Below are 14,410 nucleotides of genomic sequence, written 5' to 3' on the forward strand. Positions count from 1 at the left end.
AATTATGAAAAGTTCAGAAATTAGACAAGCATTTTTTGATTATTTTATCGACAATGGCCATCAATTTGTGGAATCAAGCCCGCTGATTCCCGGAAATGACCCTACCTTATTATTTACCAATGCCGGGATGGTTCAGTTTAAAGAAACTTTTTTGGGAATTGAGCCGCGAGCCTACAGCCGTGCAGTAAGCGCCCAACGTTGTGTGCGCGCCGGCGGGAAGCATAATGATTTGGAAAATGTAGGATATACTGCCAGACATCATACTTTTTTTGAAATGCTGGGTAATTTTAGTTTCGGCGATTATTTCAAGCGTGAGGCGATTCGCTTTGCCTGGGGATTTTTAACAGACGTCCTGCGTTTACCGCCCGAAAAATTATGGGTCACTGTCTACGAACAGGATGATGAAGCGGCTGATATCTGGCTAAAGGAAATGAAGGTTTCTGCCGAGCGCTTTTCTCGCTGCGGCGACAAAGATAACTTCTGGTCGATGGGCGATACAGGACCCTGTGGTCCCTGCACCGAAATTTTTTATGATCATGGCCCGGAGATAGCCGGGGGGCCTCCAGGAAGTCCTGATGCGGATGGCGATCGCTATATTGAGATCTGGAACCTGGTATTCATGCAGTACAATCGGGATAAGGAAGGCAAGTTGCATCCCTTACCTCAGCCTTCAGTGGATACGGGAATGGGATTGGAGCGGATTGCCGCTGTGGTGCAAGGCGTTCATAACAATTATGATATTGACAGTTTTCAACTCCTGATTCGCTCTATATTGGAAATGTCTCCCGGAATCGATCCGAAGCATCCGTCTTTGCGGGTAATTGCAGATCATATCCGCGCCTGTGCTTTTTTAATAGCCGATGGCGTCTCTCCCAGTAATGAAGGACGAGGCTATGTGCTAAGGCGCATTATCCGGCGAGCTATTCGGCATGGCAATAAATTAGGTTTGCCATCGCCTTTCTTCAGCCGTCTGGTTGAGCCCTTAGGTCACGTAATGGGCGATGCCTATCCGGAACTGTTGGAGGCAAGGCTGCAGATTGAGCGGATTCTGACACAGGAAGAAAATCAGTTTATTCGTACTCTGGAACAAGGTTTAAAACTTTTACAGGAACAAATTCAGACTTTGGATTCTGCAATAATTCCAGGCGAAATCGTGTTTAAACTCTATGATACCTATGGGTTTCCCCTCGATTTAACTCAGGATATCGCTCGCGAGCAAAATTTAACGGTTGATCTTGATGGGTTTAACCAGTGCATGCAGCAACAGCGTGAATTATCGCAATCAGCCAGTCAATTTTCCGCTGATTATTCTTCATCCTGCCAGGTTGAGGAAACAAGCCATTTTCATGGTTATGAGATGGATAGCATGTCGAGTGCCATTACCGTTTTATTAATGGATAATAAACGAGTCAATGAGCTGGCACAGGGCGAGAAGGGAGCCATTATTCTTGAGCATACCCCGTTTTATGCTGAAAGCGGCGGACAGGTTGGTGATAAAGGGCAGTTAGTTACCAGCCATGGAGTTTTTCAGGTTGAGGATACCCAGCGCACTGGCCAGGCCATAGTCCACTATGGTGAAGTGCTGGAAGGTGAAATTAAGCTGGGACAGACAGCTGCCGCCCAGATTGATGCCAGCCGCCGCGCAGCCATTCGGCTTAATCATACAGCGACTCACTTGTTGCATGCCGCATTAAAACAATTAATCGGGCCTCATGTACAACAGAAAGGCTCCCTGGTTGATGCAGAGCGCGCGCGCTTTGACTTCTCTCATTTTGAGGCATTAAGTTCGCAGCAACTGCGTTCACTGGAAGAACTGGTAAATGATCGTATCCGTGCGAATGAAGAAGTACTGACTCGCATAATGAATCTGGACGAGGCTAAAAAAAGCGGGGCTGTCGCCTTGTTTGGTGAAAAATACAGCGATGAAGTAAGAGTATTATCTGTAGGGGATTTCTCTATGGAGCTTTGCGGTGGCACGCACGCAGAGCGCACAGGTGATATTGGTGTATTTAAAATAGTGGCTGAATATGGCATTGCCAGTGGGGTTCGACGCATTGAAATGGTAACTGGCGCTTACGCACTGGCTTGGATAAATCAACAGCTTGCTCTGCTGGATGAAATGGCTGCGAAATTAAAGACCAGTGCCGGCACTGCGGCTGAAAAATTAACTCAGTTCCTGAACGATTTTAAACTGCAGGAAAAAGAGCTGAGTCGAATGCAGACTAAACTGGCAGCCAAGTCCGGAGGCGATTTGCAGAAAGAAATGCAGACTATCGCGGACACTGCGGTGCTGATTAAGCAATTGAATGGAGCAGATAATCAATCAATGCGGACAACACTCGATCAATTGAAATCATCAAATGAACGAGCGATTATTGTATTGTACACCGTTGATAATGCGAAAATAAATGTCATTGCCGGGATTACAAAATCATTAGTCGGTCAGGCGCCTTCTGCAGCCGTTCTGGTGAAAATGCTCTGTGGTAAAGGCGGTGGCCGCGAGGATATGGCACAGGGCGGAGGCCCTGCTCCTGACGATTTGGATAGCCGCCTCGCAGAGATAGCCGTTTTGCTGGAGGATTGGGGAAAATCCAGAGTAAGTGATCCAAATACATAAAATATAAATGAGTAGCAAATTGCATCAGATTAAGCTTCGGGATGCAATTTGCCATAAAGATTTATAGCGGCTGGAAATAATCATAAGGATTTGATGATGAGCTTTTTAAGTGAATTCAAACAGTTTGCCATGCGCGGTAATGTGGTGGACCTGGCAGTGGCAGTGATCATTGGGGCTGCGTTTGGCAAGATTGTTTCCTCCCTGGTGGATGGCATTGTGATGCCCTTAATCGGCTTGCTTCTGGGGGGTGTTAACATTACTGCCAAATCTTTTAAAATCGGTGCTGCTGTAGTTAAATGGGGCGCTTTTTTACAAACCATTATCGATTTTACAATCATTGCTTTTGCCATTTTTGTGGCGGTTAAATTCATCAATTTACTGCAGGAAAAAAAAGAGGCAGAACCTGAGAAAATCAGTAACGAAGAAAAGTTATTAGTCGAGATTAGAGATCTTCTGCAAGCCAATTTGCATAAACAATAGAATTTTAACCTTTATCTGGCAACGCCTGGATATTTTTCTGCTAAGCTAAAAAAAATATCCAGCGGATAATGCTTATGGAATATCGCAATCCTGAAACTGCTGATTTCGAAAAAATGGTCGAACTGCAAAATGAGAATCTGGCTGTTAATCTGGCTTCTGATTTGCAGGATGGATTCCTGTCAGCAGGATTTACAGCTGAACAGTTTAAGGAAATGGATGCTGATTTAGGCATTATTGTGGGAGTTGAGGATAAAGCGGTTTGTGCTTATCAGTGTGCCAGCACTCTGAATTATAATAAAAATGTTCCTTTGGTGCAGGCAATGATCGATCAATTCAATCGCTTGAAATATCAGGGAAAATCGCTTGCAGATTACCAGACTTGTGTGTACGGACCTGTTTGTATTGCCAAAACGCATCGAGGCAAAAATGTGATGTCCGGATTATTTGAACACATGAGCCAGTATTTAAAACAAGCGCATCCCGAGATAGACATGCTGACTGTTCTGGTTTCTAAAAGTAATCCTCGCTCGGTGAATGCACATAAAAAACTGGGAATGGAAGTGATCGGTGATTTTCAATTTAATGGCAGCGAATTTGTCATTTTAGTCTATCCAGCTCATTAGTCCAGTTATTAAGCAGCGATATAAAAATTTTTTTTCTTCAGAATTTTATTCCCGAATCTGAGCTATATTAAAATTATCAAGGACTGTATTGAGATGCCATGCCTCCTTTATCGCCGATCTCTGAGTTCATAAAATCCCCAGAAATAAATCCTGTTCCCAGTTCTTTTCCTAAAACATTAGCAATGGAAGCACTTCAATACGTTAAATCACTGCCAACCCATGCTCCAGAGAGTGATGAAGCAAAAATGAGTGAGGAGCAGATAGAGACTATTCTCAATGGCAACGGATCGACGCTGGATAAAATTAAGGCCTCTTATATTGCAATGAAACAAACAGGTGCTTGCAACAGCAAGCATCAGGCGCTTTGCGCTTTTCAGTATATTCTAAACCGATTAATCAGTAGCCGCGTAGCCGATATTAACAAGACTATGCCTCTGGAATTACTTTCATTACTCAAGCATTTTATCGTAAAAATTAATAATGAGGTGATCTGCGATCCAGCTCTCGATGCCTGCTATCTGGCCAGTGACTTACCCATCCTGATTTCCAGGGATCATAAAGCTGATTGGGGGATGTTTCATGATCCCAGTACTTACTTTAAAATTGAAAAGAACTGGCTTTGCTATTCCTGTCTGAATCCCAATAACACAGCGAGTCTTGATCGATCCTCAATGGAAAGTATTTATAATTTATTCCCGCAGGTTTATTCGGATTCTCCGCTGACTAAATCGGTTCCTCAAAAAGCGGAAGATGCACCCGATATTGTGGTTCGCAAGCCCTGAGCTTGTTAACAAAGTCTCGGAATTTCAGTATATTATATGTTTTGTTATTAGGGAAAATAGCTTTGACCTTCCGCGAGCGATTGTCGGCATTTCAATACTGGCCTCATGTGATCACCATCAGCCTAATCGTTCTGGCTGTTACCGGCTATCGTTACTTTGCCTATTATGACACACGCTCAAATGATGCTTATGTCTCAGCTAATGTTATTAATATGGCTGCTTTGGTTTCAGGTCCAATCAGCGAAATCTATGTCGTGGAAAATCAGCAGGTAAAAAAAGGAGACAAGCTGATTACTATCGACCCCAGGCCCTATCTGTATGCATTAAATAAAGCCAAAGCCCAATATAATATGGCCAAAATCAGATACGCGAATGAAAAACTGGGCATTCAGGTTGCAGAAGAAGAATTACGGCAAAGCAAATCCATGCTTGCTCTCAGTCAGGATCATTTAAGTCGTTATCAAAAACTGCAAAAGCAGGGCGATTTGGCTGAAATACAGCTGATTAATACGGAGGCCAAGATAAGCGAGCAGCAGGCTATTGTGCTGGCTGCCATGCAGAAACTCAGAATTGCCCAGCAAAATTTTGATAATAGTGAAATCAAAGCCGCACTGGCTGAAGTGCACAAAGCGCAATACCTTTATGATCACACCACGATCGTTGCGCCTACTGATGGTTATATTACCAATTTCAATTTGCGCCGAGGGCAATACATTCATACCGGTGAGGGCTTATTTGCACTGGTTGACACCAGTTACTGGTGGATTGTAACCCGTTACCGCGAAACAGCAATCCGCCTGATTAAACCAGGTGACAAGGCAAAAATTTATCTTGATATGTATCCTGGAAAGACCTTTCACGGCCATGTGGAGAGTATCGGCTGGGGAATTAATCGCGTACAGTCAGGACAAGTGGCTCCATCCACACTCGCATATCTGGAAGCGACCGAAGACTGGATTAAAATTGCCCAACGTTTTCCAGTACGTATCGTTATCGATGACGTGAGTAAAGAGTATCCTTTACGTATTGGCGCCAGTGCGACAACGATCACCTATCCGGAGAAGAAGTGATCTCTCCCTTCCTTCCGAAAACCCTTGAAAATCGTGCGGCAATAAGGACTGCAATATCGACTCTGATTGCTATTTTAATTGCTTTTGCCCTGCATCTGGATAAGCCTTACTGGGCAGGCATGACTGTTGTAATTCTGGCCAATGTGTACACTGGAAATATTATTGATAAAGCGATTATGCGGATCGCTGGGACTATAATTGGTGCATGGCTTGGTTATTTCATGTCAGGCTTTATTGCGAACAGTTTTTTTCTCTATTTGCTGGCTGGATTTTTTCTCATCGCCATTGCCGTTTATTATTATAACCTGAGCCGCTATGCCTATGCCTTTCTGTTGCTGGCGATCAGTGCTTTTATAGTTATTTCCGAACTGGCCTTTTCTCCGGGAGAAGCGTTTCAGGTGGCCATCTGGCGTCCGGCCGAAATTGGGTTGGGCGTACTGGTATCCGCGATCGCTGCTTTTTTTCTTTTCCCAAACACTATCCAGGATGCAATGAATAAAAGTGTGAATACTATTTTCACCAGTATGGATAGCCTCATTGCAGAAATTGCTTCAGCACTGCAGGATCAGAATATGGATATGGTTTCGGAAATCCAGAAAAATAATCTTCTTGTCAAAAAGAAATTGCGGCAAGGCATGGAGATGCTGGGTTTTATGCGCCGCGAGATTGGTTTTGAGCGAGTAAAGCTGGATCAATACCGTTTATTGCTGGAGTCGTTCCAATCGTTTATTCGGATGAACAGTTATTATGTGAGAAACCATTTTTTTATTACCAGTGAAAATAGCGTTTTTGCTGATCAACTGGCTTTGGAAGGAATTTTTGATGCTATACGAAACGATTTAAAAAAGATAAAGACTATCCTTGGTGATAAAAAAGATCCAGAGGCCAAATCCGACCTTGAGACCACGGCCCTTGTCAATAATTTCAGAAAGACAATAAGCCGCTTAACTTCCCAGCACCCCGATCAGTATCAAAATTATCTTGCAATTGCCCATTATTTCAGACAGCTAAATACCATGCTGGATAATATCCAGTCTGTTTTGCTTGGGAAAGAAAAAAAGGGGAAAACAAAGCCGAATTTTATTTCTCATCAGGAGCAGTTAAAAAACGATCCGGATGTTATTTTGCATTCAATTAAAGCAGGATTATCTGCAACTCTGGCTTTGATCTTCTGGTTAATCAGCAATTGGCCAGGCGGTTTAAATGGAATTATCAGCAGTATTGTTATATCAGTGCGTAAAAGCCTGTTTGAAATGAAAAGTGTCAGTCTGCATCGGGTATTAGGTTGCCTGTTAGGCGGCGGACTTGCTTTAGGCAGTTTAGCCTGTTTTTCGTTTAATCTTTATAATTTTATTATTTTGATTCTTGCGGGGGTGTGGGCATTCAGTTATTTTTCATTCAAATGGCCTGCTGATGCTTATATCGGTTTACAGGCCAATCTGGCTTTGGTAATTACCATCGCCCAGGAAGGCGGGCCGCCGACCAGTTTAACACCGCCACTAGAGCGCCTTGGTGGAATTTTTATAGGTATTGCTGCCAGCTTTTTAGTCGCAAATGTGCTGTGGCGAACCGATCTCTGGCATATCCTGCTCAGACAAATTGCCAAATTGAAGCGCCACTTGATTCATAATTGCAAGCAGATACTGATGTCTGAATATAAGATGAAACGCCCCTATGATCTGGTTAATCAATTTTGGTTAACAAGAGGTGTACTTGAAACCCTGGAGGTTGAAGGTCAGACCAACGAGAAAAAGCTGCCTCAGTTGCAGGCGATTCATGATGAATACGATAAATTAGTGATGATGCAGGCCACTTTGAGTCATATTCAGGAAACAGTGAACCAACAGCAAGCTATCTCTACTGCAAGTCAACTAAGCTTTGATCTGAAGCAACTTGCAGAGACAGTAGGTGGTCTTTATGAGGAAGTTAATTCATCTAAAGTCTCAGAAACACAGACTCAATTAAAATTACTCATGCATAAATTAGTTGAGCAGGGGGAGGCATTTTCTACCGATGAATTAGAGAACTGTGAAGTTTACTTACAAGCCCTCTATCAATTAACAGTAATTAATTTGGGCATACTGGGAATCAGTGAGTCAGTTAATTTTTGGACTTTTAAGAAGCTTGTTAAAAATTGATCAAAGGGTTCAAGTGATACTGCTGAAGCCAAGACATCCTGGGCCTGGAAGAAGTTTATGCAGAGCCAGCATAATTTTGCCATAATTTATAAGGATTCCTTTAATTAAAGGCTGCTATGGATAAGCAAAATGGCTGTTATATTGGTACCTCCGGCTGGAGTTATGAAGGCTGGATTGGCAATTTTTATCCTGACAAAATCAAATCACCAGATGTCTTGCCTTACTACACCAAAATCTTCGATTCAGTGGAACTAAATAATAGTTTTTATCAGCTTCCCAAAGAGAATAATGTAAAAAAATGGGTGGAGCAAACGCCAGAGGAGTTCGTCTTTTCCTGCAAGGCGAATCGTTATATTACCCATATGAAAAAGCTGGAAGATGCCGAAGATAGTGTTGATCGCTTATTAACTGCATTTCGTTATTTTGAACATAAACTGGGGCCCATTCTATTTCAATTTCCCCCTTATTGGCATATTGATATGCCTCGGCTTAAGAAATTTATTGATTATTTGCCAAAAGATTTACGCTATACCTTTGAATTCCGCTCAAAAAGCTGGTTTTGTGACTCCCTTTATGAGCTTTTGGCGTCTCAGCGTATGAGCCTTTGTTTTTATGATCATAAACAATATCAAACTCCGAGTATCGTCACCGGTGATTTTATTTATATTCGTATGCACGGACCGGAGATAACCCCTTATACTGGTGCTTACTCAGAAGACGCAATCCAGGGATGTGCTCGGAAAATACTGGAATGGGGAAAGGAAAATAAGCCTGTCTATTGTTATTTTGATAATGATGAAAAAGCATGTGCTCCTCAGGATGCTAAAAGGCTAAGATCGGCAATTAAAGCGCAGAAGGGCATATAGAATTGTGCTCATCAGCGAAAAATCTTACTATTCATTAGTAATTTTTTGAGTCAGCAAATATTTTAAAAGGATGCCGGTATTGTCCTGTCCTTTCAAAATGACTTTCTCATAAAATTCAATAATAATGTTAGCAATTTGAGGTTTATCCAGAGCGTCGTAGGGTTTGGTAAATGTCTGTTCTATTGCTGCTTCACCATATTTAGCTGCTAACTGCGCAAAAATTTCTCTCAGATTCAATTGCGCAGCAACAATTTCCTCCTGTGTGATTGGAGGGGAGGGATTTCTTATCGCAGATTCTATGATATTGAGTTTGGCGATTGTAATCGTATCACCGCAAACTTCAGTGCCTTTTTCCAGGTTATCAAAATTGATACGATTGGGAAAAAAACTGGCAAATTCCATATCGATAACCAGCGGCGGATTTGTTTTATATAGACTATGGTAACAATTCAATGTCGTTACCGTATACTCATAGATAGACAGATTACTTGCTCTTCCGATGTATTTCGATAACTGGGAATTGATGAATTCACCCGTATACACTGCAACTACTTTTTGTCCTCTTGAATGCCGGATGGCATGCTGAGCCTCATCCATATAGGCACGAAATTCCGTAGGCGATTGCTGTTCAATCAGGCTCATTACCGGATAAGTCTGTCTCATGTAATTTTCAAATTCAGAGGCTCGGTAATAAGGAATTCCATAAACAAAAAGGGCGGCTATCAGAAGGGAAATAGTGAGAATGGCTACCCACAAAGCGACACTGTTTGAAGGCCTTTTAATGGCAAAAATGCAAAGGAATACCATTAAAAGGGCAGCGACAAAAGCAACAATAATATATATCCAAAGCACGTTGCTTATCCTTGAGGTTGAGACACTTAATTATAGTATATTCTGCCAGATAAAATTCTCTGGCTTCTATTCTCTGCTTTGCCTGTCAATTTTTTTGATTACTCATATGAGTCAAGTGCTCTCATCACCGCAGGACGCTCAGCAATCTGACGATACCAGCGAATTAGTGCTGGAAATTGTGTTTCATCAATATGTGCCTGATAAAATTCTTCATAACAATAAAGCCAGGGCCATATTGCCATATCAGCGATGGTATACTCGTTTCCGCTAATAAAGGGATTGCTGGCCAGCTGCTTTTCCATAACGCCCATCAATCGTAATACTTCATTGGCATAGCGCTCTTGCGCATAAAGGACTTGCTCTGGAGCATAGCGGTGGAAATGACCGTATTGTCCAAACATGGGACCAATGTGGGCTGCCTGAAAATAGCACCACTGCATGACCTGAAATTTGGCTTTGAGATGAGTTGGTAAAAATCGTTCATTTTTTTCAGCCAGATATTGAAGAATAGCAACGCTTTCAAAAAGAAAAAAATCCTGTTCACTATCATATATGACGGGAATTTTATTATTCGGCGAAATGATTAAAAATTCCGGTTTGAACTGTTCACCGCTCATAATATCAATCATTTTAACAGAGTAGGGCACTTCCAGCTCTTCAAGCATAATGGTTGGTTTTATGCCATTTGGCGTACGGGCTGAATATAAAGTATACATGTTAAATTCCTTTCCTTTTGAATAATAGGACTAAATATCTGCTGGTCAATCAGCTTTCCAGATCACTGGAAATAAAGGATGGCACATAGGCGCTCCGGCTGCCAGTTCTTCTGTCAGCCCAGGGAAATCAGGTGAAGTAATCCAGGGGCGTGGGGCATGGATAATGTCATCGCCTAAAAAGCGAAGAGAGAATGCTCTGCGTCTTTGCCCAGTGTCAGCACCTCGTGAGGAGTGCAGACTTAGCATATGAAAGCAAATTACATCGCCAGGCTGCATAGACCAGGATTTAATCTCGTAATGCTGTGGATTCTGCTCGATATCAGGCAGCTCACCAAGCGATCCCTCAGGAAACCATTTGGCCTGCTTATCCATAAATGAACGGGGCATTAGCCAGGGCCCGCGGTGTGAATGCGATACAAAACGCAAGGCTGCATGCTGGCTGACAGGGTCAACCGGTATCCACATGCTGCAGTTCTGTAAGCCTTCAATATTGTAATAAGGCTGATCCTGATGCCAGGGTGTTGATTGGAGAGTGTCCGCTTCTTTGACCAGTAAGTGATCATGGTACAAGCGTATGTGGCGGCTATCAGTTAATTTAGCAGCTATCTCCCCCAAACAGGAATCAAAAATAAGTTCCTGATAAAAGGGATTGGTTTGCCAGGTGCAGAAATCCTCAACAAAGCAGCCTGGATCATCCGGGCGGCTGGCTACTTTGGCGCGATGGCTCAATTGCTGCAAATTATGTTCAATACCTTCAGTCAGGAGAGCTATCTGCTTTGGATTTAATAATTGCCGGATACAGACTACCCCTTCTTCCTGATAATCCCTGATGAGTCTTTCTTCATCCTGATTCCAAAACACGGGCGTCTCCTTGCCGGCTATTCCACTAGAATGTATCACACTGCATGCGGCTGAATCCAGCCCATACTAAAGGCGAGCAAAAGAAAGAGAAACAGCGCGAGTGACAAGCCTATTCGCCAGCTTAAGGCTTTGACTGTGCGATTAGTTGAACCTTTATCCTTAATCAGAAAAATCAAACCGCTTCCCAGTGCGAATAGAATAATTAGCATCACAATTAGGATGATTGCTTTGGTGAACATTTGGTATAATCTCCTCAGTGCTTTTTCATGATTCCAAAAAATGCTGAGTGTAACTTGTTTTAATCATCGTTTCACGTCCGGAGGACGTATCCTTGTGCTGGCTGTATTGGCTATTATCCTGCTTATCGCTTTGGGGTTCTGGCAGCTGCATCGCGCAGAAGAAAAACAGTTGATCCTTACTGCCGAAGCCAGGGAGACTCAATTACCTCCCGTTGAATGGGTTGCCGGAATGCCCTATCCCAAGCAGTATCAATCGATTCAGGTAAAAGGCCGGTATTTGTCATCCGTTTTTCTTCTGGATAATCAGTTTTTCGAGCACCAGCCGGGATATAATGTGCTTTCCCCCTATTTGCTTGCTGACGGTCATTTGCTATTAATTGACAGAGGCTGGATCGCAGGTGATCGCAGCCATATTCCGGTATTGCCTCCTCTGCAGTCATCACCTCGTTTAAGCGGTCGAGCCTATTTTCCTTCCGCTAAATCATGGGTTTTAGGACAGGAAGCTGAAATAAAAAGCGATAGTATTACCATAGTTGAACGCATTGACATGAAATTAATCAGTAATCTTTTGCATAAATCCGTCTATCCGTTTATTATTCGCCTCAATAAAGAAGAAGCCAATGGTTTTACCCGAGAGTGGCCTACTGTTACAATGTCGCCGCAACGTCACCATGCCTATGCCTTGCAATGGTTTGCCCTGGCTTTTATTGCCCTGGTGGTTTTTATTGGCTCGAATTTGAAAAAAATCAATGACTAATACTGTTAAATCGAAAAATCTGGTTCTGTATCTTTTAGCGCTTCTATTCATCGCTCCTGGCGTTGCGGCCTATCTTTTCTTTACTCATCCGCAATGGCTTCGCGCGCAGGCGACCAATAAGGGCAATTTGCTGGTGCCTGCTGTTTCTGTGGAGCTTGCTAATCCAAAAAGCAAATGGCAGCTGGTATTCTGGAATCCCGGTGTTTGTGAACAAGCCTGTTTGTCACAGCTTGATAAATTAGGACGTATTCGTTTAGCGCTTGGAAGGCATTTATATGAAGTGGAAGAGGTGCTTATCCTTCCTCCTGGTGTTAAATTATCTCCAGAGGTTGCTCAGCTATTGCAGGAGCAGGATATGCATTATCAAAACTTGTCAGCCAGCAAGCTTCCGTCGTCAGCACAGGTGTATATTGCCAATCCTGACAAATTCCTGATTTTATCCTATTCACCAGCCGCCAAGCCGGCAGATATTTATAAAGATTTAAAACATTTATTAAATGCGGGTAAACAGAGTGCTTGATACTATTTATACAAACTGGATGCGTTGGGCTGTGAGTATTGCTGTCATATTGTCCTTGCTGGTCGTGATGCTGGGCGCTTATACCCGTCTGACTAATGCAGGTCTTGGCTGCCCCGACTGGCCTGGATGTTATGGACATATGGTTCTGCCGTCAGATACCAAGGCTTTGGGCAAAGCACAAAAGACCTACCCGGATAATCCTATCGAATCCCGTAAAGCCTGGACGGAGATGGCGCACCGCTATGCAGCGGGTACGCTGGCCTTGCTAATCTTTGCTGTAGGAGGAGTTTCGGTATTTCGGACATTGAAAGAACGGAGACCTTTTGCCCGTTTGCCTCTTCTACTCATGCTGCTGGTCTTGTTTCAGGCCGCGCTAGGTATGTGGACAGTGACGCTTAAGTTACTTCCTGTGGTGGTGATGGCCCATTTACTGGGAGGTATATTAATTTTTTCCTGTCTTGTTCGTCTTCGCTTGCAGATGACAGCGAGAAGAGAGGCTTCAAAACCTTCATGGAGTTTCTGGATTGCCCTGGGGGCATTCATCGTATTTTTCCAGATTGCTCTGGGCGGCTGGGTAAGTGCCAACTATGCAGGGATTGCCTGTATTGGTTTTCCCCAGTGTAATGGCGAATGGTTACCGGCAATAAAGCTTTCCCAGGGGTTTAATCTGTTTTCACCCGTTGGCGAAAATTACCAGGGCGGCCTTCTCGAAAGCGAAGTCAGAGCATCTATTCAAGGGATTCATCGCCTGGGCGCTTTAATTACCACTCTTTATTTATTGGGCCTTTCTGGACTTATATTGCTGAGATCTGCCAGCAAATCCTTGCGTGGAATGGCGGTTTTTGTGCTTATCCTGCTTGGCGTCCAGCTATGCCTTGGTATTATCAATGTATTGTATCTGCTTCCATTATGGTCTGCAGTTGCCCACAATGGCATGGCTGCCATGCTATTGGCCAGCCTGTTTACAATGTTTTATTTCTCTCGGGAGGAGCGCTGTGATGCAAAATGAGGCCTGCCTGACGTCAGCATCCTGGCGAGATTATCTGGAGCTTTGCAAGCCGCGCGTGGTGTTGTTAATGCTGTTAACCGTTATGGTGGGCATGTATCTGGCAGCGCCGGGTTGGATACCCTTATCTACCTTGTGCATTACACTCATAGGAGTCGGCTGTGCCGCCAGTAGTGCCGCCGCAATCAACCATCTGGTTGATAAACGTATTGACGCCTTAATGGCAAGAACCAAAAAACGTCCGGTGGCTCGGGGCCGCATTTCGATTAAACAGGCGATTAGCTTTGCCTTGTTTTTGGGTGTTACAGGTCTGACCTTGCTTTCTCTATGGATCAATACGCTTACTGCCGTGCTAACCTTTGTGACGCTTATTGGTTATGCCGGGATTTACACTGGTTATCTGAAACGGGCTACCCCGCAAAATATTGTGATAGGCGGCCTTGCGGGTGCATCACCGCCTTTATTGGGATGGACGGCAATTACCAATCACCTTGATCCCAATGCTCTTTTGCTGGTATTAATTATTTTTACCTGGACCCCGCCTCATTTCTGGGCGCTGGCTATTTATCGATTTGAAGATTATCGTCATGCAGAAATTCCAATGCTGCCGGTAACCCATGGTATTGCTTTTACCAAGCTCAATATTGTTCTGTATACTATTCTGCTGCTGGTGGTCACCATGCTTCCAGTCCTTGTAGGGATGAGCGGTTTGATTTATCTGGCTGGTGCGGTTATTTTGGGACTGCGGTTTTTACACTGGACCTGGCGCTTGTATCGAAGTGATGAGCCGGTTATTGCCTTGCGTACCTTTCGATTCTCTATTGTGTATTTAATGTTACTGTTTGTCTTTTTGTTAATTGACCATTACGTGTAAGAGGAAAAA

At 43.5% G+C, this 14,410-nt stretch carries 15 protein-coding genes; 11 read left to right on the forward strand and 4 right to left on the reverse strand.

Translation table 11 applies throughout. The annotated features are described in order from the left end of the window. The first annotated feature begins 4 nt into the window (after nucleotides 1-4). The 7 genes from alaS to LXA66_RS05200 all read left to right on the forward strand — a co-directional run bounded on the left by alaS (nucleotide 5) and on the right by LXA66_RS05200 (nucleotide 8,576). Complete coding sequence (gene alaS, locus LXA66_RS05170) at nucleotides 5-2,617, forward strand: alanine--tRNA ligase (RefSeq protein ID WP_233012298.1); 2,613 nt, start codon at nucleotides 5-7, stop codon at nucleotides 2,615-2,617. A gap of 96 nt (nucleotides 2,618-2,713) precedes the next feature. Beyond that, the gene (gene mscL / locus LXA66_RS05175) at nucleotides 2,714-3,097 is read left to right on the forward strand and encodes a large-conductance mechanosensitive channel protein MscL (RefSeq protein WP_133138739.1); all 384 of its coding nucleotides are present in this window, start codon (nucleotides 2,714-2,716) and stop codon (nucleotides 3,095-3,097) included. Between the two features lie 74 nt (nucleotides 3,098-3,171). Beyond that, on the forward strand, nucleotides 3,172-3,720 hold the full coding sequence (locus LXA66_RS05180) for a GNAT family N-acetyltransferase (protein ID WP_233012299.1): 549 nt from the start codon (nucleotides 3,172-3,174) through the stop codon (nucleotides 3,718-3,720). A gap of 98 nt (nucleotides 3,721-3,818) precedes the next feature. Beyond that, nucleotides 3,819-4,502 carry a hypothetical protein gene (locus tag LXA66_RS05185; protein WP_233012300.1) on the forward strand — a complete coding sequence of 228 codons (684 nt, stop codon included), beginning with the start codon at nucleotides 3,819-3,821 and terminating at the stop codon, nucleotides 4,500-4,502. Between the two features lie 62 nt (nucleotides 4,503-4,564). Beyond that, nucleotides 4,565-5,572, forward strand: coding sequence for an HlyD family secretion protein (locus tag LXA66_RS05190; RefSeq protein WP_233012301.1), 1,008 nt, complete (start codon nucleotides 4,565-4,567; stop codon nucleotides 5,570-5,572). Further along, nucleotides 5,569-7,710 (forward strand): FUSC family protein, encoded by a 2,142-nt coding sequence (locus LXA66_RS05195; RefSeq protein WP_233012302.1) that lies wholly within the window; start codon nucleotides 5,569-5,571, stop codon nucleotides 7,708-7,710. The genes LXA66_RS05190 and LXA66_RS05195 overlap by 4 nt, the downstream gene beginning before the upstream one ends. Before the next feature lie 116 nt (nucleotides 7,711-7,826). Then, nucleotides 7,827-8,576, forward strand: a complete 750-nt coding sequence (locus LXA66_RS05200; RefSeq protein WP_233012303.1) for a DUF72 domain-containing protein — start codon at nucleotides 7,827-7,829, stop codon at nucleotides 8,574-8,576. A 27-nt stretch (nucleotides 8,577-8,603) separates the two neighbouring features. Here the strand turns inward: LXA66_RS05200 and LXA66_RS05205 are convergent, their stop codons facing one another. From LXA66_RS05205 to LXA66_RS05220, 4 genes are all read right to left on the reverse strand, one after another. Continuing rightward, nucleotides 8,604-9,428: a hypothetical protein gene (locus LXA66_RS05205; RefSeq protein WP_233012304.1), complete on the reverse strand. Its 825-nt coding sequence runs from the start codon at nucleotides 9,426-9,428 to the stop codon at nucleotides 8,604-8,606. Nucleotides 9,429-9,526: 98 nt separating this feature from the next. Beyond that, nucleotides 9,527-10,144 (reverse strand): glutathione S-transferase C-terminal domain-containing protein, encoded by a 618-nt coding sequence (locus tag LXA66_RS05210; RefSeq protein ID WP_112219846.1) that lies wholly within the window; start codon nucleotides 10,142-10,144, stop codon nucleotides 9,527-9,529. Nucleotides 10,145-10,189: 45 nt separating this feature from the next. Continuing rightward, nucleotides 10,190-11,005, reverse strand: coding sequence for a phytanoyl-CoA dioxygenase family protein (locus LXA66_RS05215; RefSeq protein ID WP_233012305.1), 816 nt, complete (start codon nucleotides 11,003-11,005; stop codon nucleotides 10,190-10,192). A 35-nt stretch (nucleotides 11,006-11,040) separates the two neighbouring features. Beyond that, nucleotides 11,041-11,244 carry a twin transmembrane helix small protein gene (locus LXA66_RS05220; protein ID WP_112219847.1) on the reverse strand — a complete coding sequence of 68 codons (204 nt, stop codon included), beginning with the start codon at nucleotides 11,242-11,244 and terminating at the stop codon, nucleotides 11,041-11,043. A gap of 40 nt (nucleotides 11,245-11,284) precedes the next feature. On the opposite strand from LXA66_RS05220, the gene LXA66_RS05225 reads away from it, so the two are divergent. Genes LXA66_RS05225 through cyoE form a run of 4 tightly spaced genes read left to right on the forward strand, consistent with a single transcriptional unit; the run spans nucleotide 11,285 to nucleotide 14,401 of the window. Then, nucleotides 11,285-12,001, forward strand: coding sequence for an SURF1 family protein (locus LXA66_RS05225; RefSeq protein ID WP_233012306.1), 717 nt, complete (start codon nucleotides 11,285-11,287; stop codon nucleotides 11,999-12,001). After that, the gene (locus LXA66_RS05230; protein WP_233012307.1) at nucleotides 11,994-12,521 is read left to right on the forward strand and encodes a hypothetical protein; all 528 of its coding nucleotides are present in this window, start codon (nucleotides 11,994-11,996) and stop codon (nucleotides 12,519-12,521) included. Before LXA66_RS05225 ends, LXA66_RS05230 begins: the two co-directional genes overlap by 8 nt. A 4-nt stretch (nucleotides 12,522-12,525) precedes the next feature. Further along, nucleotides 12,526-13,530, forward strand: coding sequence for a COX15/CtaA family protein (locus LXA66_RS05235; protein ID WP_233013016.1), 1,005 nt, complete (start codon nucleotides 12,526-12,528; stop codon nucleotides 13,528-13,530). Then, entirely contained in the window at nucleotides 13,520-14,401 is an 882-nt protein-coding gene (gene cyoE, locus LXA66_RS05240) for a heme o synthase (RefSeq protein ID WP_058508934.1), read from the forward strand. The genes LXA66_RS05235 and cyoE overlap by 11 nt, the downstream gene beginning before the upstream one ends. Nucleotides 14,402-14,410 lie beyond the last annotated feature (9 nt).

The organism is Legionella sp. 16cNR16C (assembly GCF_021297775.1).
In the GTDB taxonomy this organism is placed as follows: domain Bacteria; phylum Pseudomonadota; class Gammaproteobacteria; order Legionellales; family Legionellaceae; genus Legionella_C; species Legionella_C quinlivanii_A.